This is a genomic window from Streptococcus pneumoniae, assembly GCF_001457635.1.
In the GTDB taxonomy this organism is placed as follows: Bacteria; Bacillota; Bacilli; order Lactobacillales; family Streptococcaceae; genus Streptococcus; species Streptococcus pneumoniae.
Map to the genome: position 1 here is coordinate 1,803,719 of NZ_LN831051.1, position 23,219 is coordinate 1,826,937.

Sequence of the window (23,219 nt, forward strand, 5' to 3'; positions counted from 1 at the left end):
TTCTTCATTTCACTTATTTATCTTCAGTAACTACTTCCTGAAGATAAGCGTCAAAAACTTCTTCATCTGAAATCGTGTCAGAAATGAAGCTTCCATTGCTAGTGCGTTCTGACAAGTTCAAGTCTTGCAATCGGCTTTCATAGATTGTTCCTTTATTGGATTGGACAAGCAGAGTTTGGTCGTTCACATCCACTTCCGTACTGAAGAAATCGCCAACAAATCCTTGCTCTGCAACTGCTCCTGCCAAGAAGACACGATGCGGTTTGTTTTTCAACTCACGCAAGACTTGTAATCCTCGTTTGGCACGGCTGGTTGCTAGAATTTCCTCAATAGAAACACGTTTCAAGCTTCCACGCTGGGTCAAGAGGTAGAAGGACGAAGTATTACAGATAAAGCCAGATTGGAGGACATCATCTTCTTTCAAATTCATAGCCTTGACACCTGCTGCCTTAGCACCGACAACCGGAACCTCTTCGATATTGAAACGCAGGGCATAACCATTTTGACTAACCAAGACAACATCATCTAGTTTAATCGGAGCCACTGCTACAATCTGATCTGTATCGTCTTTGAGCTTAGCATACTTGACAGACTTAGATCTATAGGTCCGCCATGGAGTGAATTCTTTTCGCTCTACCCGTTTGATTTGACCAAGGCGAGTCACTGCAAAGTAGGTTGTCGCATCGTCAAACTGATCCAGTACTTCCACATAAAGGATTTCTTCATTCGTTTCAAAGTTTGTGATGGTTTGGCTCAGATGCTCTCCGATGTCCTTCCAACGAATATCTGCCAACTCATGGATTGGTCTGTAGATGACATTTCCAAGACTTGTGAACATCAAGAGGTGCTGGGTTGTCTTGGCAGATTGAACAAAAATCAAACGGTCATCATCACGCTTGCCAATTTCTTCCAAGGTGGAAGCCGCAAAGGAACGTGGACTGGTACGCTTGATGTAACCTGCCTTGGTCACGCTGACGTAGGTATCTTCCTCAGCGATAAGACTAGCTGTATCAATCTCAATTGCTTTCGCAGTGTCTTCTAAAGAACTCAAACGAGGAGTTGCAAATTTCTTCTTGACCTCACGAAGTTCTTTCTTCATGAGATTGTACATAGTCCTTTCATCACCGATAATAGCCGCCAGCATAGCAATCTTCTCACGAAGCTCTGCTTCTTCTTCCTGCAAGACAACCACATCGGTATTGGTCAAACGGTACAGTTGCAAAGTTACGATAGCCTCAGCCTGTTCTTCCGTAAAATCATAGCTAACTTTGAGGTTTTCCTTGGCGTCCGCCTTATTCTCAGAAGCACGGATAAGAGCAATGACTTCATCCAAAATCGAAATCACACGAATCAAACCTTCGACGATATGGAGACGTTTCTCAGCCTTTTCTTTGTCAAAGCGTGAACGCGCCAAAATCACTTCTCGACGGTGAGCGATGTAGCTAGACAGGATTGGAACAATCCCAACCTGACGAGGTGTGAAATTGTCAATCGCCACCATATTAAAGTTGTAGTTGATTTGTAGGTCGGTGTACTTAAATAAGTAGTTGAGAACAAGCTCAGTATTAGCGTCTTTCTTAAGTTCGATAGCGATACGAAGACCATCACGGTCAGACTCATCACGAACCTCAGCAATCCCAGCTACCTTGTTATTAACACGAACATCATCGATTTTCTTGACTAGATTGGCCTTATTGATTTCATAAGGAATCTCAGTAATAACGATTTGTTCCTTACCACCTTTTAGCTTTTCAATTTCAGTCTTGGAACGAACAACCACGCGCCCTTTCCCAGTCTCATAAGCTTTCTTGATTTCATCACGACCCTGAATAATAGCCCCTGTAGGGAAGTCTGGTCCAGGCAAGAATTCCATGAGTTTATCAATCTTTGCAGTTGGGTGGTCAATCATGTAAACTGCAGCATCTATGACCTCAGCTAAATTATGGGGAGGAATGTCTGTGGCATAACCAGCCGAAATCCCAGTCGAACCATTGACCAAGAGGTTTGGAAAGGCTGCTGGCAAGACCGTTGGTTCTTTCTCCGTATCGTCAAAGTTCCATGCAAAAGGAACTGTATTTTTCTCGATATCCTGAAGAAGGTAACCTGCAATTTCAGACAAACGTGCCTCAGTATAACGCATAGCCGCAGGAGGATCTCCGTCCATAGAACCGTTATTACCGTGCATTTCAACTAGAATCTCACGATTTTTCCAGTTCTGTGACATACGAACCATGGCATCATAGATAGAAGAATCCCCGTGTGGGTGGAAATTCCCCATGATGTTCCCGACTGACTTGGCCGACTTACGGTAGCTCTTGTCAAAAGTATTGCTATCCTTATTCATAGAATAAAGAATACGGCGCTGAACCGGCTTCAACCCATCACGAATATCTGGCAAAGCCCGGTCTTGAATAATGTACTTGGAGTAGCGACCAAAGCGCTCTCCCATGATGTCCTCCAGGGACATGTTTTGAATGTTAGACATAAGATACAAAGCCCATAAAATACCAAGTGAAAATAGAAAATTCTTGAAGTAAGCAAACTCACAAGAGAATTTATCTTTTTCACACAGTATCTAGGGCGTGTTCAACTCCTTTCAAAGAATGTAGAGTAGGTTTTTATGCAGTAAAAGATATTTTACGGGAATTCCTCCCGTGTTCAGTTACGATAAGTAACCAAACTATCCTGTTTGTATTTTTCAATATGAAAATCTGGTTTTCCAAAATTAGTCTTAGTTTGTGTCTTAGCCGCTCCCTTAAGCGCCTCTTTGAGATAAGCACTCATAGCAGATTCTTCATTAATAATCCTGCAATTTTTTCAAACCAAGATTTTCAAACTGCTTTTTCACATAGTCATTCACATCCGACTCTAATTTCCAGTTTACTAACATATTATTTTCTTTCATTAAAACACTGTCGCTTCTTCTAGCGTAAACTTGACATTATCTTCAATCCATTTACGGCGTGGTTCTACCTTATCTCCCATGAGAACATTGACGCGGCGTTCGGCGCGCGCTAAATCTTCAATTGTGACACGGATGAGGGTACGTGTTTCTGGGTTCATGGTTGTTTCCCAGAGCTGGTCCGCATTCATCTCACCAAGTCCTTTGTATCGTTGGAGGGTAGCGCCTTTACCGAACTGTTTACGGAGTTCTTCTAGTTCTCCGTCCGTCCAAGCGTAGGCCACTTCTTCTTTCTTTCCTTTACCTTTGGACATCTTGTAAAGAGGTGGGAGGGCAATATAGACATGACCTGCCTCGACTAGCGGACGCATGTAACGGTAGAAAAATGTCAAGAGCAAGGTCTGGATATGGGCACCGTCGGTATCCGCATCGGTCATGATAATGATCTTATCATAGTTGGCATCTTCAATAGAGAAGTCTGCTCCAACACCCGCACCAATGGTATAAATCATGGTATTGATCTCTTCATTTTTGAGGATATCCGCCATCTTGGCCTTGGCTGTATTGATAACCTTACCACGAAGAGGTAGAATAGCCTGGAACTTGCGGTCACGACCTTGTTTGGCAGAACCACCGGCAGAGTCCCCCTCAACTAGATAGAGTTCATTCTTAGCAGGATTCTTAGATTGGGCTGGGGTCAATTTCCCAGACAACAAGCCCTTATCTTTCTTGTTTTTCTTCCCATTTCGGCTCTCATCACGCGCCTTACGTGCTGCTTCACGAGCATCACGGGCCTTGATAGCCTTGCGGATGAGGTTAGAAGCTAATTCCCCATTTTCCATAAGGAAAAAGGTCAACTTATCAGCCACTATTCCATCCACAACTGGGCGAGCTAGGGGGCTTCCTAGTTTATCCTTGGTCTGTCCTTCAAACTGCAAGTGTTCTTCAGGAACTAAGATAGAAAGAACGGCCGCTAGTCCCTCACGATAGTCTGAACCTTCAAGGTTTTTATCTTTTTCCTTGAGAAGACCTGTTTTACGTGCATAGTCATTCATGACCTTGGTAATGGCAGACTTGAGTCCTGTCTCGTGCGTTCCACCGTCCTTGGTGCGAACGTTATTGACAAAGGATAGAATGTTATCTGAGAATCCGTCATTGTACTGGAGGGCTACTTCCACTTGAAAACCATTGTCTTCCCCTTCAAAGTAAAGAACTGGCGTCAAGATTTCCTTATCTTCGTTGAGATAAGAAACAAAATCTTGTACTCCATTCTCATAGTGGAACTCAATCGCTTCATCTGTTCGCTTGTCCGTTAAAGACAAGGTCACATTTTTCAAGAGAAAGGCTGATTCATTAAGGCGCTCTGAAATGGTATTGTACTTGAAATCTGTCGTAGAAAATATAGTCGCGTCAGGCATAAAAGTAACTTTGGTGCCTGTTTTAGACTTGGGTGCTGTACCGATTTTCTTCAAAGTCGTGACAGGTTTTCCACCATTTTCGAAACGTTGCTTGTAAACTGCGCCATCACGGGTAATTTCAACTTCTAACCAGCTAGAAAGGGCGTTAACAACGGAAGAACCCACTCCGTGAAGTCCACCTGATGTCTTATAGCCACCTTGACCGAATTTCCCTCCGGCATGAAGAATGGTAAAGATAACCTCAACAGTTGGAATTCCCATAGCGTGCATACCTGTCGGCATCCCACGTCCATGGTCTTGAACCGTTAGACTACCGTCTTTATTGATGGTTACATCGATACGATCACCAAACCCAGACAAGGCTTCATCGACTGCATTATCAACGATTTCCCAAACTAGGTGATGAAGACCAGCGCCATCGGTCGATCCAATATACATCCCTGGACGTTTTCGGACCGCATCCAACCCTTCTAGCACCTGAATAGCATCATCATTATAATTGTTAATATTGATTTCCTTTTTTGACACAAGGAACCTCCTATTCGTTCATCTTTACTATTCTACAGGTTTTCCAAGGATTTTGCAAAATTTTTCTTTCTCCGATGTGACAATTTTAGCAGAGATTCTCTGCTTTTCTTTCCCAATTCATGATATAATAGGAGTATGATTACAATAGTTTTATTAATCCTAGCCTATCTGCTGGGTTCGATTCCATCTGGTCTCTGGATTGGACAAGTATTCTTTCAAATCAATCTACGCGAGCATGGTTCTGGTAACACTGGAACGACCAATACCTTCCGCATTTTAGGTAAGAAAGCTGGTATGGCAACCTTTGTGATTGACTTTTTCAAAGGAACCCTAGCAACGCTGCTTCCGATTATTTTTCATCTACAAGGCGTTTCTCCTCTCATCTTTGGACTTTTGGCTGTTATCGGCCATACCTTCCCTATCTTTGCAGGATTTAAAGGTGGTAAGGCTGTCGCAACCAGTGCTGGAGTAATTTTCGGATTTGCGCCTATCTTCTGTCTCTACCTTGCGATTATCTTCTTTGGAGCTCTCTATCTTGGCAGTATGATTTCACTGTCTAGTGTCACAGCATCGATCGCGGCTGTTATCGGGGTTCTGCTCTTTCCACTTTTTGGTTTTATCCTGAGTAACTATGACTCTCTCTTCATCGCTATTATCTTAGCACTTGCTAGTTTGATTATCATTCGTCATAAGGACAATATAGCTCGTATCAAAAATAAAACTGAAAATTTGGTCCCTTGGGGATTGAACCTAACCCATCAAGATCCTAAAAAATAAAATGCCAGTTCTGTGAACTGCCCCCCAAAAGTTAGACAATTAATTTATCCGAAGGATTTAGTTCTGTATTGCACAGGGCTAAGTCCTTTTAGTTTTACCTTAATTCTCTTGTTGTTGTAGTAATCAATATAGTCTATAATGGCTTGTTCCAATTGCTTAAGCGACTGAAACGACTTCTCATAACCGTAAAACATTTCCGATTTCAGAATCCCAAAGAAGGACTCCATCATACCATTGTCTTGGCTGTTTCCCTTGCGTGACATGGATGCTTGAATTCCCTTACTCTCTAAGAACCGATGATAAGAATCGTGTTGATATTGCCAGCCTTGGTCACTATGGAGAATCGTATTCTCGTAGTGCTTCTCTGTGAATGCCTGTTCCAACATTGTTTGTACTTGTTCTAAGTTGGGTGAAGTTGAAAGATTATAGGCGATAATTTCGCTATTAAAGCCATCTAAAACTGGTGATAAGTAAAGCTTTTGAGTACTTGCTGGAATGGCAAATTCTGTCACATCTGTGTAGCACTTTTCCATTGTTTTAGAGCCTTCAAATTGGCCTTGAATGAGATTCTCTGCCTTCTTACCAACGTCTCCTTTATTTTCGTTTCTGTCGCATTTTAGCTTGTAAATTGAGTACTTTCATCAAGCCTTGAACTCTTTTATGATTTACCAGATAACCACGATTTCTTAGTTCTAAATGAACCCGGCGATAAGTATAATTTCCCTTGTGTTCGATAAAAATGAATTGAATTTCAGCTTTAAGCTCTTGGTCCTTATCTGGTTTGTCTAACTGTTTCAAGTGATAGTAGTAGGTCCAACGAGCTAGTTTAATGGCTTTTAGAAGAAGATCTAACGAAAACTCAGTCATTAATTCTTGAACAATTTCTATCTTTCTTCTTTCTCTTTTTCCTCCTTCAATCGGAGTTCTCTTAACTTTTTTAGGATGGCATTCTCCGCTCTCAGGTACTCATTTTCTGCTTGAAGACGTTCTAATTCTGTCCTCTCTTCAGGTCTCGTTCTTGGCTTACGTCCCATTTTAGGTACTCTCCCTCTTGGTTTCTCAACAATAGTATACCCGTTTTTCCTGTATTGTGCTAGCCAGTTAAGAAGTATCGTACGACTTGGGAGACCGTATTCAAGAGAAACTCTATCTTTAGTCTAGCCTTCATGTCAGACTTTATGAATCATTTCTTGTTTTAAATCAGGAGAATAGTAACGATTTTTTCCTTTTTTGACGAACTCTATTCCGTAACGATCAATCAATTTAATCATGTACCTAAGATTAGAATTGTTTATCCCAAATTTATTTGAAAGCTTCTCTAAGCTATATCCTTGTTTTCTAAGTTCATAGATCTGAACTTTATCATCATAAGTTAGTTTCATAATAAAAACACCCCAAAAGTTAGATTTTTTCTGTCTAACTTTTGGGGGGCAGTTCAGTCATTGGACTGACGTTTTTTTGTATGCTTATTTTGATTTGATGTAGTTGATACCATCTGCTTTTGGTGCGACTGCTTTTCCAAAGAAGGCTGCTAAGACAAGAATTGTCAAAACATAAGGTGCAATTTGAAGATAAACCGCTGGCACTCCTTGTAGGAACGGCAATTGAGAACCGATAACAGCCAAACTTTGTGAAAGTCCAAAGAAGAGACTAGAAAGCATAGCACCGATTGGATTCCATTTCCCAAAGATCATCGCAGCAAGGGCGATAAATCCAGGTCCAACAATAGTTGTCACTGAGAAGTTAACTGAGATTGATTGCGCATAAATCGCTCCGCCAATTCCACCTAGAAAACCTGAAATAATAATCCCTAAATATCTCATCTTGTAGACGTTGATTCCCAAGGTATCCGCTGCTTGAGGATGTTCACCGACAGAGCGGAGACGAAGACCAAATTGAGTCTTAAAGAGAATAAACCAAGCAAGGAATGAGAAGGCAATCGCCAGATAACCAAGTAGACTAGTTGACTTGAAGAAGATATCACCAATCACTGGGATATTTGCCAAGACTGGGAAATCAAAGCGTCCAAAAGTTTGACTTAGGTTGTCGGTTTGTCCTTTGTTATAAAGAACTTTAACTAAGAAAACAGCCAAGGCAGGCGCCATCAAGTTCAATACCGTACCGCTGACAACATGGTCTGCACGGAAATGAACCGTCGCTGCTGCGTGGATGATAGAGAAAACACTACCAACCAATCCTGCTACAAGCAAGGATAGCCATGGAGTTGCTGCTCCAAATTGTTCTGCAAATTCAAGGTTAAAGACAACTCCAGAAAAGGCACCCATAACCATAATTCCTTCAAGGCCAACGTTTACCACACCACCACGTTCAGAGAAAACACCACCGATACTTGTAAAGATGAGAGGTGCTGAGTAAATCAGCATAGAAGACACCAAGAGGGGGAGCAAGGTTATAATAGACATCTTTACTTACCTCCTTTAACTTGTTTTTTCGGTTTGACAAAGCGTTCGATAAGGTAATGAACACTGACAAAGAAGATAATAGACGCTGTTACAATGCTGACAAGCTCAGATGGTACCTGCGCCGCATTCATACCAGGAGCCCCAACTTGGAGAACGCCAAATAGGAAGGCTGCAAAGAGTATACCAATTGGTGAGTTGGCCGCAAGCAAACTAACCGCCATTCCGTTAAATCCGATAGCTAATGACGAACCTTGAACATAGACGTTCTGGAAGGTTCCCAAACCTTCAACAGCTCCACCAAGACCTGCCAAGGCACCTGAAATAATCATAGATAGGATAATAGTCCGCTTGGCAGAAATACCAGCATATTCTGAAGCATGTGGATTAAGACCAACTGCACGGATTTCAAAACCAAGAGTTGTTTTCTTGAGCATGAACCAAATAACTGCAACGGCAATGATGGCAAAGAAAATACCAATATTCATCCGTGAGTTACCAGTCAACTCAGCCAACCAAGGTGTCTGATAAGTTGCATTAGCCCCAACACGAATGGTCGAATCTGTACTTTGCATGAAGTCTTTAGGGAAAGCATGGATAAAGGCATTCCCTACATACAAGACAATGTAGTTCATCATGATGGTTACAATAACCTCTGACGTCCCTAGATAGGCCCTAAGAATACCTGGAATCGCTCCGACAATCCCACGCAGACTGCCAAAGGCTGTATAGAACAATTCTTCGTAGCCCCAAATAGCATCATAACCGAAGATCCACATGACAATGGCTCCGAGTAAAATTCCTAGAAATACAGAAATCAAGGGAACCGAAATTTGTTGTAATTTTTTAGACATCACTCTTCTCCTTTCCCAAGTTTCCACCAGCCATCAAGACACCAAGTTCTTGTTTATTGGTTGTTTCTGGTGATACAATACCTTGAATCTTACCATCGTGGATAACGGCAATACGGTCTGAGACGTTTAAAATCTCATCCAATTCAAAGCTGACAACAAGGACAGCCTTGCCATTATCACGCTCTTCAATCAAGCGTTTGTGGATATACTCAATGGCACCGACATCCAACCCACGAGTTGGCTGGCTAACGATAAGGAGATCAGGATCTCGATCAATTTCACGAGCAATAATTGCTTTTTGTTGATTTCCTCCTGAGAGTGCAGCTGCAGGAACTAATTCACTGGCAGCGCGAACATCAAACTCTTCCATCAGCTTTTTAGCATAAGAAGTAATATTTGAATAATTCAAAATTCCATTTTTACTATGTGGTTCTTTATAGTAGGTTTGAAGGGCAATATTTTCAGATATCATCATTTCCAAAATCAAGCCATCACGGTGACGGTCTTCTGGAACGTGCCCAACACTTAGTTCTGTAATCTGACGTGGGTGCAAGCCTACAATTGAATCTCCTTTTAGCTCAATGCTACCAGATTCAACCTTACGAAGACCTGTAATGGCTTGAATCAGTTCAGACTGACCATTTCCATCAATCCCCGCAATACCAACAATCTCTCCAGCACGAACATCCAAGGACAGATTTTTAACAGCTGGAACACCACGGTTTTCATTGACCACCAAATCTTTGATAGACAAAACCACTTCTTTTGGTTTAGAGGCTTGCTTCTCTGTTTTAAAGGAAACAGAACGCCCTACCATCATTTCCGCCAAATCAGCATTGGTAGCCCCTGCAATTTCAACGGTTTCAATTGATTTCCCACGACGGATAACTGTAACACGGTCAGAAACTGCGCGAATTTCATCCAATTTGTGGGTAATCAAGATAATTGATTTTCCTTCTTTGACAAGATTTTTCATAATAGCCATCAACTCATCAATTTCTGATGGAGTCAAAACAGCCGTTGGTTCGTCAAAGATAAGGATATCAGCCCCCCGATAAAGTGTTTTTAAAATTTCTACACGTTGTTGGGCTCCAACTGAGATATCTGCTACCTTGGCAGAAGGGTCAACAGCTAAGCCATAACGTTCAGAAAGAGCCTTGATTTCTTTGCTAGCTCCAGCGATATCTAGCACACCATTTTTAGTCAATTCACTACCTAAAATGATGTTTTCAGCCACTGTGAAGGCTTCAACCAACATAAAGTGCTGGTGAACCATCCCGATTCCCAAGCTAGCTGCTTTAGATGGGGAGTCGAGATTGACAACTTGACCGTTGACCGCGATTTCACCACTAGTTGGTTCAAGAAGCCCTGCTAACATGTTCATTAGCGTGGACTTACCAGCCCCATTTTCTCCTAAAAGTGCATGAATTTCACCTTTTCGTAGGTGCAAGTTGATTTTGTCGTTGGCAACAAATCCACCAAACACCTTGGTAATATCACGCATCTCAATGACATTTTCGTGTGCCATGTGCTCTTCCTTTCAGAGTCTTATTTTATTTCAATAAAACTTGCTAGTTTGTCTAGTAGCAAGCTTTACTGAGACAAAATGACTTTGTCTCAACTCTTAAAAAAGCGGCCCTTGGCCGCTTCCTAAGAAATGACTTCCATCCATTATTTTTCAGGAACTTTTACGCTTCCATCAAGGATTTTAGCTTTTGCATCTTCGACAGCTTTTTTACCTTCTTCTGAAAGGTTTGTTACTGCCAAGTCAACCCCTTTATCCTTCAATGAGTAAACGATCACTTGACCGCCAGGGAATTCTCCTTTTTCTGCCTTGTTAGAAATATCTTTTACAGTTGTACCAACTTGTTTCAAAGTAGATACAAGAACAAAGTTTGATTCTTTGCCATCTTTAGAAGTGTATTTACCTTCTGCTTCTTGGTCACGGTCAACACCGATAACCCAAACTTTTTCATTTTCAGGACGGCTTTCGTTGAGAGATTTTGCCTCTGCAAAGACACCTGCACCTGTACCACCAGCTACTTGGTAAACAATATCTGCACCGGCTGCGTATTGTGCGGCTGCAATTGTTTTACCTTTAGCCGCATCACCAAATGAACCAGCGTAGTCAACTTGGACTTTGATAGATGGGTCTACTGACGCAACACCAGCCTTGAATCCTGCTTCAAAACGAGAGATAACTTCAGATTCGATACCACCTACAAAACCAACTTGTTTTGTCTTAGTTGTTTTTGCTGCAGCCACACCTGCAAGGTAACCTGACTCATTATCAGCGAAAGTTACGCTCGCAACATTCTTTTGGTCTTTAATCACATCATCAATCAAGACATAGTTCAAGTCAGTGTGTTCTTTAGCTGCTTCTTCAACTGCATTGTGAAGGGCAAAACCAACACCAAAGATTAGGTTGTAACTTCCAGCCGCTTGTTGCAAGTTGTTAGCGTAGTCAGCTTCACTTGTTGATTGGAAGTAAGTGAAACCGTTATCTTTTGAAAGATTGTGTTCTTTACCCCAAGCCTGCAAACCTTCCCAAGCTGATTGGTTGAATGATTTGTCATCAACACCACCAGTATCAGTGACGATTGCTGCTTTTGTCTTCACATCAGAAGATGAAGCTGCGTTACGAGAAGAGCGGTTACCACATGCAGCAAGTCCAACTGCTGCCACTGCAACTAGGCCAAGACCTAGCCATTGTTTCTTGTTCATTACTGAACCTCCTAAATAAGATGTGCAACGATGTTGCAAGTATGGATTGATTGGTCACAAAGACCCTTGCCACTCAAAGAGCGACTCAGACTAATTTAAGTCTGTAAAAGAATATGGAAGTAACTCCCCGACCGTCATCTCGACCGTCGATTTATCTTTTGCGACTAAGGTCACTTTTAAATCTTGTTCAAAAAATTCGACCATTACTTGGCGACAAGCACCACATGGTGAAATCGGTTTTTCAGTTTGACCATAGACAATCAATTCTGAAAATTCTCTTTGGCCTTCAGATATAGCCTTAAAAATAGCTGTTCTCTCACCGCAATTGGTCAAAGGATAGCTAGCATTTTCGATATTCACTCCCGTGTAAACATTTCCGTCTTTGGCTACTAAAACTGCTCCGATAGGAAAGTGAGAATAGGGGACATAGGCATGTTTGCTGGTTTCAATTGCCAGTTCAATCAACTCAGTAGTCGCCATCTGCCAATTCTCCTTTTAAAATAGCTACCCCAGCTGACGTTCCGATACGGGTCGCACCTGCTTCGACAAAGGCAAGAGCATCTGCATAAGAACGAGCTCCACCAGCAGCCTTGACTCCCATATCAGATCCAACTGTTTCACGCATTAATGTAACATCTGCTATCGTAGCACCACCAGTTGAAAAACCAGTAGATGTTTTAACAAAGTCAGCCCCAGCTTTTTGGGCCAATTGGCAAACAACAATTTTTTCTTGGTCTGTCAGAAGGCAAGCTTCAATAATGACTTTCACTAACTTATCACCACTTGCTTCCACTACTGCGCGAATATCTGACTCAACCAAGGCTAAATTACCTGATTTGAGAGCTCCAACATTGATCACCATATCAATCTCATCTGCACCATTTTGGATAGCTTCTTTTGTCTCAAATGCTTTCACGGCTGAAGTTGTTGCTCCCAAAGGGAAACCTACTACTGTGCAAACCTTAACATCTGTGCCTTCAAGTCCTTTTTTAGCATGTTCAACCCAGGTCGGATTAACGCAAACACTGGCAAAGTCATACTCTCTAGCCTCAGACAACAAACTATCAATTTGTTTTTTCTTTGCATCTTGTTTTAAAAGCGTATGATCTATATATTTATTTAATTTCATTTCGGTTTTCCCTCCATTTAGGAGATGATTTCTACAATTTCACGGATTTTTTTCACTTCATCACTTATTTTAACACATTTTTGGAAATCTGTAACTAGTTGAGGTGGAATTTTTTCATTTGTGTATACTTTTGCAACAATTTCACCCTTTTGAACGGAGTCTCCAATCTTCTTTTCAAAAACAATTCCTGTTTCATAGTCCAAGGCATCAGACTTAACTGCACGACCAGCACCCAGCCTCATGGCATAAAGACCAAAGTCCATAGCTGGAAGAGCTGAAATGACACCCGTTTCCTGAGCAGGGATTTCCACCACATGAGCTACATTTACAGGACGATAGAGGTCTTCCAAGTCTCCACCTTGGGCTTGCACCATTTCCTCAAACTTAGCCAGTGCTTGACCATTCTCAAGATGTTGGCGAACTTCTTCAACAGTCTTGTTAACATTTGCCAAACCAAGCATAATTTGAGCCAATTCACAAATAAAGTGGGTAATATCCTGACGTCCTTGACCTTGCAAAATCTCCAATGCTTCAAGGATTTCCAGACGATTTCCAATCGCTCGTCCCAAAGGCTGGCTCATATCCGTAATCACTGCTACTGTCTTCCGTCCAACAACCTTACCAAGATCTACCATAGTTTGAGCCAACTCACGCGCCTCATCAACCGTCTTCATGAAGGCACCCTCACCGACAGTCACGTCTAGCAAAATAGCATCCGCCCCTGCCGCAATTTTCTTGCTCATCACCGAACTCGCAATCAAAGGAATCGTGTCGACAGTTGCGGTCACATCACGAAGGGCATAGAGAAGCTTATCTGCTTTGACCAGCTGGTCTGATTGCCCAATGACAGATACTCCAATATCCTGAACCTGACGAATAAAATCCTCTTGACTACGTTCTACTTGATAGCCCTTAATGGACTCCAATTTATCAATTGTTCCGCCTGTATGGCCAAGACCACGACCACTCATTTTTGCTACAGGCACACCGAAGCTAGCAACAAGAGGAGCTAGAATCAAGGTTACCTTATCGCCGACACCACCAGTAGAATGCTTGTCAACTTTCACACCATCAATGGCTGACAGGTCAAACTCTTGCCCAGTCTTAACCATATTCATCGTTAAATCAGAAATTTCACGAGTCGTCATTCCTTTAAAATAAACAGCCATAGCAAAGGCAGACATCTGATAATCAGGAACAGTTCCTGACACATAGCCTTCTACCAGCCATTCAATTTCACTTGAAGTCAGTTCTTGACCGTCTCGTTTTTTTTGTATTAAATCAACTGCTCTCATTCTTTCACACTTCTAAGGATATAGTATCCCTTGTCTTTTTTAAGGATTTCACAATTACCAAACACATCCTCCATCTTGGACTTAGCACTTGGAGCCCCTTGTTTTTTCTGGATGACGATTGTCAAATCCCCACCAGTTTCCAAGAAATCTTTACTTTTCTCAATGATTTCATGAACGACTTGCTTGCCCGCACGGATAGGAGGATTGGAAATGACATGATCAAAATGTCCTTCAACTTGTTCATAGATGTTGGACTGGAAAATCGTCGCTTTTGCATTATTTTTTTCAGCATTTCTCCGAGCTAAATCCAAGGCACGAGTGTTGATATCAACCATAGTAGCCTGAACTCCATAAGCCTTAGCTAAGGACAAACCCAAAGGTCCGTAACCACAGCCTACATCAAGGACAGTTTCTCCTTGGTTGACCTCAAGACACTTGAGCAATAGTTGACTTCCAAAGTCAACTATTTTCTTGCTAAAAACACCCGCATCCGTTAAAAAGGTCATTTTTTGTCCCAACAACTCTACTCTCAACTCATGAATGTCGTGAGCAGCGTCAGGATTTTCTGCATAATACATTTTACTCATGACACTATTTTACCATAATTTGACTCAAATTGTAAATCGTTTACAAATTGATAATAAAACGAAAAAGACCGAAGAAAGCAAGTCACGAAGCCATTTTCTTCAATCTCTTTCAACACTTATAAATAATAAACCATTTAGAACTATAAATATCACAGTCCAGATAAAAACAAAAAGTTTATCATCTATAATCAGGCAGATTATTATTTCTATTGCTTAACCTTAAAATACTTTATTATCAACAAAATTCCTAACAAAATGTTTAGATAAAAGCCCAACTGATACGTTTGTGTCAGGATTTCCAAACTTGTCCAAAGTCGTATCAAATCTTCTAGTGACATGCGGAAGAAATAACCCTCTGTCGCAATCCATAGGACTAAAAAGCAATAACTACCAGCAGCAATCCATTTCGCCCATCGTTTTTTTAGTAAGAAAGCAATTAAAAACGAATAGATAAAGACAGCTGTTACAATAGCATGTTCCATCAAAAAAGTAAAACCGTAATAGGTTTCCACAAAGCATATACCATTATCTGCATTGGCTCCTTTTATAAAAGGTAAAGCAAAACTTAAAATAAAACAGAGTTCCAATATGTAACGTTTTAAGATTTTCATAGTACACCTCCTATAAGTTGTGAACTAAAAAGCCCCCTTTATAAGCTTATAAACTTATAAATCAGTAGAATCTATCTCCTATTTCATCAATAAATTGATCACTTATACTATATACCATTGACTTACCACATTCAAGAAACCGCTTTATTTTTTTAGATTTTTATGGTATGATAGACAAAATATCTAGGGGAAAACAAATGACCAACGAATTTTTACATTTTGAAAAAATCAGCCGCCAGACTTGGCAATCTTTACATCGAAAGACAACACCTCCTTTGACAGAAGAAGAATTGGAATCTATCAAGAGTTTTAATGACCAAATCAGTCTCCAAGACGTTACAGATATCTATCTCCCCTTGGCTCATCTGATTCAGATTTACAAGCGAACTAAGGAAGATTTAGCCTTTTCAAAAGGAATTTTCCTCCAACGTGAAAGTAAATCTCAACCTTTTATTATTGGGGTTTCTGGGAGTGTTGCCGTTGGAAAATCCACAACCAGTCGCCTACTTCAAATCCTACTGTCCCGTACGTTTACAGATGCTACGGTTGAGTTGGTTACAACTGATGGTTTTCTCTATCCCAATCAAACCTTGATTGAGCAGGGGATTTTAAATCGTAAAGGATTTCCTGAAAGCTATGATATGGAAGCTCTTCTCAACTTCTTGGACCGCATCAAAAATGGACAAGATGTAGATATTCCTGTCTATTCTCATGAAGTTTACGACATCGTACCCGAAGAGAAACAAAGTGTCAAAGCTGCTGATTTTGTAATTGTTGAGGGAATCAATGTCTTTCAAAATCCACAAAACGATCGTCTCTATATCACTGACTTCTTTGACTTTTCCATCTATGTAGATGCTGGAGTGGATGATATTGAAAGTTGGTATCTGGACCGTTTCTTGAAAATGCTGAGCCTAGCCCAAAACGACCCTGATAGCTACTATTATCGTTTTACTCAGATGCCGATTGGGGAAGTGGAAGCCTTTGCCCATCAGGTCTGGACCAGTATCAATCTCACAAATCTACAAAATTATATTGAACCAACCAGAAATCGTGCAGAAGTGATTCTTCATAAAAGCAAGAACCATGAAATCGATGAAATTTACTTAAAAAAATAATTTTCCCTTGTCAAAACGTAAGTTTTCATATATAATGGTATAGTTAGTAAATATGGAGGTAAGAACATTGGCAAACATTAAATCAGCTATCAAACGCGCTGAATTGAACGTTAAACAAAACGAAAAGAACTCAGCTCAAAAATCAGCTATGCGTACTGCTATAAAAGCTTTCGAAGCAAACCCATCTGAAGAACTTTTCCGTGCTGCTAGCTCAGCTATCGATAAAGCAGAAACTAAAGGTTTGATTCACAAAAACAAAGCAAGCCGCGATAAAGCTCGTCTTTCAGCTAAACTTGCTAAATAAGAAACAGTCCATAGAGGCTGTTTTTTTGTCTCCAAATAGGAAAAGGTAGAAAATGAAAATCACAATTATCGGATATTCTGGTTCTGGTAAGTCAACTCTAGCAGAAAAGTTATCTAACTACTACTCCATTCCAAAACTGCACATGGACACACTCCAATTTCAACCTGGTTGGCAAGACAGTGACTGCGAATGGATGTTAACCGAGATAAAAAACTTTCTCACCAAGCATAAAGCTTGGGTCATCGATGGTAATTATTCTTGGTGCTACTACCAAGAACGAATGCAAGAAGCTGACCAAATCATCTTTCTCAATTTTTTGCCATTGACCTGTCTCTTTAGAGCCTTTAAGCGTTATCTTAAATACCGTGGAAAAGTCAGAGAAAGTATGGCGGCAGATTGCCCTGAACGCTTTGACTGGGAGTTTATCAGATGGATTCTTTGGGATGGGCGTAGCAAAACTCAAAAAGAAAATTACCAAAAACTTTGCCAAGAATATTCACATAAAGTCACTATTCTTCGAAATCAGAGAGAGCTAGATCAATTTCTGGATAAGAAAAGGAAGTCCTACAATTCATAAAGGGCTTCCTTTTTGGCTATAATTATTCTGCAATCAAGGTTTCCAAACCAACCTTCATCATATCAGTGAAGGTATTTTGACGTTCTTCTGCAGTTGTGTCTTCGTCTGGATTGACCAAGCTATCAGAGATGGTCATGATAGCTAGCGCATCAACATGGTATTGGGCAGCAAGATAGTAAAGAGCTGCTGCTTCCATTTCCACAGCCTTGACTCCCCATTTACCAAGCTCGATATTCTTTTCAAAGTAATTTGAGTAAAAGACATCAGATGACAAAACGTTCCCAACGTGAGTAGTCATACCAAGTTCTTTGGCGATATGGTAGGCTTTATCAAGCAAATCAAAGCTAGCAATTTGTGGAAAATCGTACTGTGGCCAGTCATTACGAACGATGTTTGAGTTGGTTGCAGCCGCCTGCGCCAAAACTAATTCACGAACATGAACCTCTTCATTCAAAGAACCTGCAGTTCCCACACGAATCAATTTCTTCACACCGTAGTCTACGATTAACTCACGCGCATAAATCGAAATAGATGGCATTCCCATCCCAGTTCCCATGACAGATACACGGTGACCCTTGTAAGTACCAGTGTAACCAAACATGTTACGCACTTCGTTAAAACAAACAGCATCACCAAGGAAATTCTCCGCAATAAACTTAGCACGAAGAGGATCCCCAGGAAGAAGAATTTTATCAGCAATTTCACCCTGCTGAGCAGCAATATGGATAGACATAATTTATGATACAAAGAGCGAGAAGAAAACGACTGAAAATTAGGAACCTGACGAGAAATCCTGATTTTTCAGTCAGATTATCTATTTTCCGAGTTTTCCGCTCGTGTTCAAATCAAAACACACGCTCTACCTTTCTTTATTTTATATTTTATATTGAGAAAGATACCAAACCCATCAAAAAGCGAAGGGAAAATAGGAGTTGGGCGCAGTGAGCGATGCTCGCTAGACCAACTATCTTTTTCCCACTGCTTTTAGGGTGGGGTCAATTCCTTTCTTTCTTAATTTTGATTTAGAGGAGAGTCGCCCGTATTCAGTTCAGCGAATACAGTTTACCCATCCTTTCGTTTTTATTTTTAGAAAAGTTTTCTACTCGTGTTCAAATTAGAACACGCGCTCTACCTTTCTGTTTATACTCTTCGAAAATCTCTTCAAACCACGTCAACGTCGCCTTGGATTATATATGTGACTGACTTCGTCAGTCTTATCTACAACCTCAAAGCAGTGCTTTGAGCAACCTGCGGCTAGTTTCCTAGTTTGCTCTTTGATTTTCATTGAGTATTAATTTTGTTCTTTCACAGAGAGCTACCTGAGTCCTATTCAAGCTCAGGTAGTACTTTCTTATAAACTAGACAAACTAACTATCATTGTACCATCAGATTACAAGACATCATCGTCACTCACCTTGGAATTCAATGTCGTACCCCAATGGGTAATTTTACGGTGGGGTTGAGCTAAAATTGGTCTGTTTTCATAGATTGTTTGCCATCTATTCCATAGTAGGCCCGTCTTTTTCTCAATCTTAACTCGCAGATTTCTCATATTTTCTTTGATTGGGAGGTTGAGGACAAAACCTGCAGTCTGGTTGCGACCGTTTCCTTCCCAAGAATGACTACGAACAACTTGGTTTCCATCTTTATCTACTGTAACTTCTTCCCAAGTTATGGAGTAGCGGGCAATGTAAGCTCCACTGTGTTGAATTGTCAATGTTTTATCCTTCACAGGAGTCTGACTGATTGGTTGAACTGACTTAGAAACTTGTATCGCCGTTTCACCATTCGTAGCTATAAAGCGGAAAACTTCAACTTCTGCAAGACTGAGGGCATTATAGCCTTCTAGCTCAATCCGAACATAGCGCGCTTTTTTATGGTTAATCGTAATTTGTGCTGACACATCTTTAGGAGATGTTATACGTTTTCACTCAATTTCTTTACCAGAACTGTCTAAAAGAATGACATCAAAGTTTGCCAATCTATCCTGGGCAGTGTCTGTTCGGTTGTAAATATTGATTTGGCGAATGGTTTCTTCTTTAGCCAAATCTACTTGCCACCAAGGCTTAGATTGAAAGTTTGTATGAGTGACAGAATTGTGACCATAGTTACCATCGACTTTGCCATCCACAGCTCTTCTAGCATCTCCTCCGAAAGCTGTCGAACTTTGAGTAACCTATTTTCCTAAGGCAATATTTTCCATTGGTTCAGCGCTTGGTTGACTAGAAGATCGAGGCAGAGCCTGTTTCTTAAAGAATCGCACTTTATCCAATTTCGGATCACGATAACCATGTTTATCCAAGGTAGCTTGTTTACCAATATTAAAGTTAGGAATATCATTCATTGGACTTTCAAAATAGCCACGAGAACGGTGTTTAAAGCGTGAATTACCTGTAAATGTAACAATATCACGATCATTATGAATCAAGGGAGTCACAACATTGTCATTATCAACCACATAATGCTTAATTTTTCCACTAACAGCTAATTTACGACTTTCCAAACCAACATCCCAGAAACCATTCTTAGCATTCCAAACAGTTCTGGAAGTAATCACTTTAGGAGCACTGAAAGTTGTCACTTTCCTCAATACATGGTTATAAAAATCAGGATATTTTTGGTAAGCTTCAACCTCTGCAATCTGAGCTAGGTAGCATCCAAGAGAATGACCTGTCATATACAACTTAGTAATACTTATATCCTTGGCTAATTCCCCAACAACCTTGCGGATATCATCCGCTTGAGCTGGCTCTGTTATCTCTACTTTTGACTCTTCCCTTTTGTTTTCAAGAACTTCACTTGCTTCCGGAAGCGTTTGAGGAGCTAGTCTTGGCTCCTCTCTAAGAGGAGTTTCTAGTTTTGGAGCATCATTTTCTGACTCTTTCAATTCCTCCTTAGAATCTAGCACACCTATTACCACTTCAGATGTTACATCTTGCTTTACTTCATTGGCTGAAATTCCAGCTGGAGCTAGAAATCAAAGCCGACTACAACAGATACAACTCCGATACTTAATTTTTTATGCCAAAGCGCATAATTCGTTGACCAATTTTCATTATTTCTTATCTTTCTTTTCGTTTATTTACAAGCAGACTCAAGCGAAATCTCATTGTGCTATATATGATAAGACTGAGAAATTCAGAAAGTCAATTCATTCTCATCTCTCCTTATCATACTAGTCTGCTTGGCTAGGAAGCTAATGCTAGTATCCTAGAATCTTGTCTTTCACAATGCTGGCTATCAGATCAGACATACCTATTCTTCCGCTTCTTTCAGTTATAAGAGCAGGAAGAAGCTCATAGTATTCCTCTGTTTCTTCTTTAATACGGATAGGCAGTCAATCCTGAAAAGACAGAGGCACTCCCCCTTTTAAATCTTTTTTCTTACAATTCAGCAAGAATCGCTTTAAGCAAGCCTTTGAAATCACCTTTAACACGTTCAGTCACTTCTACAACTTCTTCGTGATTGAGTTCTTCTTGGAAACCAGCCGCAAAGTTAGTGATACATGAAATTCCCAGAACTTTCAAGCCAGAGTGGGCTGCCACGATAACTTCAGGAACCGTAGACATACCAACTGCATCTGCTCCCAGTGTCTTATAGGAACGAATTTCTGCTGGTGTTTCATAAGTCGGACCAGTAACTCCGATATAGACACCTTCATCAAGCTTGATATTAAGTTTTTTAGCCACTTCATGGGCAGTGGCACGGTATTCTGGTGTGTAGGCCCTAGACATATCTGGGAAACGTGGGCCAAAGTCATCCAAGTTTTCACCCATCAATGGATTTTGCCCCGTCATGTTGATATGGTCTGAGATAGCCATCAAGGTACCAGGACCAAATCCGATACCGCCAGCTGCATTGGTTACAATAACACCTTCACATCCAAGAACTTTCATCACACGAACTGGGAAAGTCACCACTTCCAGAGGATTCCCTTCATAGAAATGGAAACGACCTTGAAGAGCCAAGACCTTGCGACCTGCCAGTTCACCATATACCAATTTACCAGCATGACCGACTACTGTTGAACGGCCCCAGTTTGGAATCTCAGCATAGTCTACTACAACTGGATTTTCGATTTCTTCTGCCAATTCTCCAAGTCCTGATCCAAGGATTAGACCGAACTCAGGGGCTGCAATTCCCTTTTCTTTCAGGAAAGTAGCAGTTTCATGGATTTTGTTTAAAAATGTCATTGTGTGTCTCCTTTATTATTTTTTTAGCATTTGACCAATTTTGTCAAAGGTTTTAGCATTACGAATAGTAATGTGGCGGTAGAAAGGCACCTTCAGCAAGTACTTATGATAGGCAGTCTTAGAATAGGATTCTTCAGAAAATTTCCCCTAGAAAATCCCAAGTTTTCCAAAATAAAGCACTTCATCTTTCAGCTCTAAACTTTCAACTGTCGCGATGACTTGGTCCACATCCAAACCCTCAGTGTAAAAGAGAAAATCTTTTCGTGCCAAGTCTCTGCTCCACCAAGCTGGTAGATTTTCAAGTTCCGCCTCAAAGTCCTCTAGACTCAGTAAAGAAAAGCTCTGAATAAATGGATAATGGACTGCAAAGAAAGTCTCTAGCTTTTCAACCAATTGGGCTTTGGAATCTATCGAAGTAAAGAAAATATTGCCACTGTTGATGTAGCTCTCAACCTTTTCCAGTCCCAAGTTTGTCAATTCTTGACGAAGTTCCGCCATGACGACCTTATTCTTACCACCAACATTGATACCTCTCACCAGCAAAGCATAGCGCGTCATCTTATACCAATTTATCTAAGAAACTTTCCCCAATCATAGCAGTTTCCACACCAAAGTTATCGGCAACAGTCGCTGAAATATCTGCAAAATGTCCTACTGGAATGAGACCATTTCCTTTAAAGGCAGGGCTATAGGCCAACAATGGAATATATTCCCGAGTGTGATCCGTTCCTGCATACGTTGGGTCATTTCCATGGTCCGCAGTAATCAAGAGAAGGTCATTCTCTCTCATAGCTGCGATAATTTCAGGTAAGCGTTCATCAAACTCATGCAAGCAATCACGGTAACCGTGAGCATTACGACGATGGCCGTAAAGGGCATCAAAGTCAACTAGGTTTGTGAATGAGAATCCTTTTTCAAACTCAGCAAGTCCCATAGTCTTCAATAGTGTATCAATTCCATGACTATTTGACTTGTTGTGACCCATGTCATGGTTGATACCAGCACCGTTAAAGATATCGTTGATTTTACCCACAGCATAAGTATCGATACCAGCCTCATTCAATTTATCCAAAACAGTTGGGGAAAATGGAGATACAGCCAAGTCACGACGGTTTGCCGTACGAGTGAAGTTACCTGGTTCACCTACATAAGGGCGAGCAATGATGCGACCAAGAAGGGCAGGACGCTCAAGGGTAATCGAACGAGCGTATTCACAGATACGGTACAATTCATCCAAAGGAATAATGTCTTCGTGGGCAGCAATCTGCAAAACAGGGTCAGCTGAAGTATAGATAATCAACTCTCCAGTTTCCATCTGACGTGGTCCAAAATCATCGATAACAGCCGTTCCTGAATAAGGTTTGTTGGCTTCACGAATAACCTTGCGTCCTGAGAATTCTTCGATTTTTGTCAGGATTTCTTCTGGGAATCCGTTCCAGAAAGTATCGAAAGGCTCAGTAATGTTGAGTCCCATAATTTCCCAGTGTCCAGTCATAGTATCCTTACCAAGAGATACTTCCTCTAATTTTGTTGCATATCCAGTTGGATTGCTTTCAGCTGCTACAGTCTTAAGAGGAGTTTCACGAGGAATATTTCCAAGACCTATTTTAGCCATGTTTGGGACATTCAAACCAACTGTTTTTGAAATGTGTCCCAGTGTGTCAGAAGCTCCATCTGGAACCCCTGCATTGACAAAGTTATTAGCATCTGGTGCTGCACCGATTCCTACAGAATCCAGTACCACCAAATGAATACGATTAAATTTAGACATCTTATGCCCCC

General features: G+C 40.9%; 19 protein-coding genes and 5 pseudogenes. 4 read left to right on the top strand and 20 right to left on the bottom strand.

What is annotated here, in order from left to right:
• Positions 1 to 13: 13 nt before the first annotated feature.
• From parC to parE, 3 genes and pseudogenes are all read right to left on the bottom strand, one after another.
• Positions 14 to 2,485 carry a DNA topoisomerase IV subunit A gene (parC, locus tag AT689_RS09555; RefSeq protein ID WP_001821666.1) on the bottom strand — a complete coding sequence of 824 codons (2,472 nt, stop codon included), beginning with the start codon at positions 2,483 to 2,485 and terminating at the stop codon, positions 14 to 16.
• Between the two features lie 200 nt (positions 2,486 to 2,685).
• Positions 2,686 to 2,890, bottom strand: a pseudogene (locus tag AT689_RS13545) (N-6 DNA methylase); the annotation flags it as partial.
• Between the two features lie 14 nt (positions 2,891 to 2,904).
• On the bottom strand, positions 2,905 to 4,848 hold the full coding sequence (parE, locus tag AT689_RS09565) for a DNA topoisomerase IV subunit B (RefSeq protein WP_000037275.1): 1,944 nt from the start codon (positions 4,846 to 4,848) through the stop codon (positions 2,905 to 2,907).
• Between the two features lie 135 nt (positions 4,849 to 4,983).
• Between parE and plsY the strand changes: the two genes are divergently transcribed.
• The gene (gene plsY / locus AT689_RS09570; protein ID WP_000628789.1) at positions 4,984 to 5,625 is read left to right on the top strand and encodes a glycerol-3-phosphate 1-O-acyltransferase PlsY; all 642 of its coding nucleotides are present in this window, start codon (positions 4,984 to 4,986) and stop codon (positions 5,623 to 5,625) included.
• Positions 5,626 to 5,669: 44 nt separating this feature from the next.
• Here plsY and AT689_RS12645 read toward each other — a convergent pair.
• From AT689_RS12645 to AT689_RS09635, 10 genes and pseudogenes are all read right to left on the bottom strand, one after another.
• A pseudogene (locus AT689_RS12645) lies at positions 5,670 to 7,007 on the bottom strand (IS3 family transposase).
• 84 nt (positions 7,008 to 7,091) lie between these two features.
• A complete protein-coding gene (locus AT689_RS09595; protein WP_000022878.1) occupies positions 7,092 to 8,048 on the bottom strand; it encodes an ABC transporter permease in 957 nt (318 codons plus the stop codon).
• 2 nt (positions 8,049 to 8,050) lie between these two features.
• Entirely contained in the window at positions 8,051 to 8,899 is an 849-nt protein-coding gene (locus AT689_RS09600) for an ABC transporter permease (protein ID WP_000038687.1), read from the bottom strand.
• A complete protein-coding gene (locus AT689_RS09605) occupies positions 8,892 to 10,427 on the bottom strand; it encodes an ABC transporter ATP-binding protein (RefSeq protein ID WP_000929853.1) in 1,536 nt (511 codons plus the stop codon). Before AT689_RS09605 ends, AT689_RS09600 begins: the two co-directional genes overlap by 8 nt.
• A 143-nt stretch (positions 10,428 to 10,570) precedes the next feature.
• Entirely contained in the window at positions 10,571 to 11,623 is a 1,053-nt protein-coding gene (locus tag AT689_RS09610; RefSeq protein ID WP_001036128.1) for a BMP family lipoprotein, read from the bottom strand.
• Positions 11,624 to 11,713: 90 nt separating this feature from the next.
• Positions 11,714 to 12,103 carry a cytidine deaminase gene (locus AT689_RS09615; protein ID WP_000246083.1) on the bottom strand — a complete coding sequence of 130 codons (390 nt, stop codon included), beginning with the start codon at positions 12,101 to 12,103 and terminating at the stop codon, positions 11,714 to 11,716.
• Complete coding sequence (deoC, locus tag AT689_RS09620; RefSeq protein WP_000773673.1) at positions 12,090 to 12,752, bottom strand: deoxyribose-phosphate aldolase; 663 nt, start codon at positions 12,750 to 12,752, stop codon at positions 12,090 to 12,092. Before deoC ends, AT689_RS09615 begins: the two co-directional genes overlap by 14 nt.
• Positions 12,753 to 12,769: 17 nt before the next feature.
• Complete coding sequence (locus AT689_RS09625) at positions 12,770 to 14,047, bottom strand: pyrimidine-nucleoside phosphorylase (protein ID WP_001202966.1); 1,278 nt, start codon at positions 14,045 to 14,047, stop codon at positions 12,770 to 12,772.
• Positions 14,044 to 14,634, bottom strand: coding sequence for a class I SAM-dependent methyltransferase (locus AT689_RS09630; RefSeq protein ID WP_001809399.1), 591 nt, complete (start codon positions 14,632 to 14,634; stop codon positions 14,044 to 14,046). The genes AT689_RS09625 and AT689_RS09630 overlap by 4 nt, the downstream gene beginning before the upstream one ends.
• 206 nt (positions 14,635 to 14,840) lie before the next feature.
• Positions 14,841 to 15,245 carry a hypothetical protein gene (locus tag AT689_RS09635; RefSeq protein ID WP_000698094.1) on the bottom strand — a complete coding sequence of 135 codons (405 nt, stop codon included), beginning with the start codon at positions 15,243 to 15,245 and terminating at the stop codon, positions 14,841 to 14,843.
• A 197-nt stretch (positions 15,246 to 15,442) separates the two neighbouring features.
• Here AT689_RS09635 and coaA point away from each other — a divergent pair, with 197 nt between their 5' ends.
• The 3 genes from coaA (at position 15,443) to AT689_RS09650 (ending at position 17,244) form a co-directional block, all read left to right on the top strand.
• The gene (gene coaA, locus AT689_RS09640) at positions 15,443 to 16,363 is read left to right on the top strand and encodes a type I pantothenate kinase (RefSeq protein WP_000180485.1); all 921 of its coding nucleotides are present in this window, start codon (positions 15,443 to 15,445) and stop codon (positions 16,361 to 16,363) included.
• Positions 16,364 to 16,430: 67 nt separating this feature from the next.
• Positions 16,431 to 16,667, top strand: a complete 237-nt coding sequence (gene rpsT, locus AT689_RS09645) for a 30S ribosomal protein S20 (protein ID WP_001274000.1) — start codon at positions 16,431 to 16,433, stop codon at positions 16,665 to 16,667.
• A 52-nt stretch (positions 16,668 to 16,719) separates the two neighbouring features.
• Entirely contained in the window at positions 16,720 to 17,244 is a 525-nt protein-coding gene (locus AT689_RS09650; RefSeq protein ID WP_000704760.1) for a DNA topology modulation protein, read from the top strand.
• 22 nt (positions 17,245 to 17,266) lie between these two features.
• Here the strand turns inward: AT689_RS09650 and deoD are convergent, their stop codons facing one another.
• The 7 genes and pseudogenes from deoD to AT689_RS09685 form a co-directional block, all read right to left on the bottom strand.
• A complete protein-coding gene (deoD, locus tag AT689_RS09655; protein WP_000022100.1) occupies positions 17,267 to 17,977 on the bottom strand; it encodes a purine-nucleoside phosphorylase in 711 nt (236 codons plus the stop codon).
• 657 nt (positions 17,978 to 18,634) lie between these two features.
• The gene (locus tag AT689_RS09660; RefSeq protein ID WP_001275919.1) at positions 18,635 to 19,147 is read right to left on the bottom strand and encodes a thiol-activated cytolysin C-terminal domain-containing protein; all 513 of its coding nucleotides are present in this window, start codon (positions 19,145 to 19,147) and stop codon (positions 18,635 to 18,637) included.
• Between the two features lie 24 nt (positions 19,148 to 19,171).
• A pseudogene (locus tag AT689_RS13550) lies at positions 19,172 to 19,747 on the bottom strand (galactose-binding domain-containing protein).
• Between the two features lie 12 nt (positions 19,748 to 19,759).
• A pseudogene (locus AT689_RS13555) lies at positions 19,760 to 20,152 on the bottom strand (lipase family protein); the annotation flags it as partial.
• Positions 20,153 to 20,627: 475 nt separating this feature from the next.
• Complete coding sequence (locus AT689_RS09675; RefSeq protein ID WP_000143443.1) at positions 20,628 to 21,437, bottom strand: purine-nucleoside phosphorylase; 810 nt, start codon at positions 21,435 to 21,437, stop codon at positions 20,628 to 20,630.
• Between the two features lie 15 nt (positions 21,438 to 21,452).
• Positions 21,453 to 21,995, bottom strand: a pseudogene (locus AT689_RS09680) (DUF1697 domain-containing protein).
• A gap of 1 nt (position 21,996) precedes the next feature.
• Entirely contained in the window at positions 21,997 to 23,208 is a 1,212-nt protein-coding gene (locus AT689_RS09685) for a phosphopentomutase (protein ID WP_000033102.1), read from the bottom strand.
• Positions 23,209 to 23,219 lie beyond the last annotated feature (11 nt).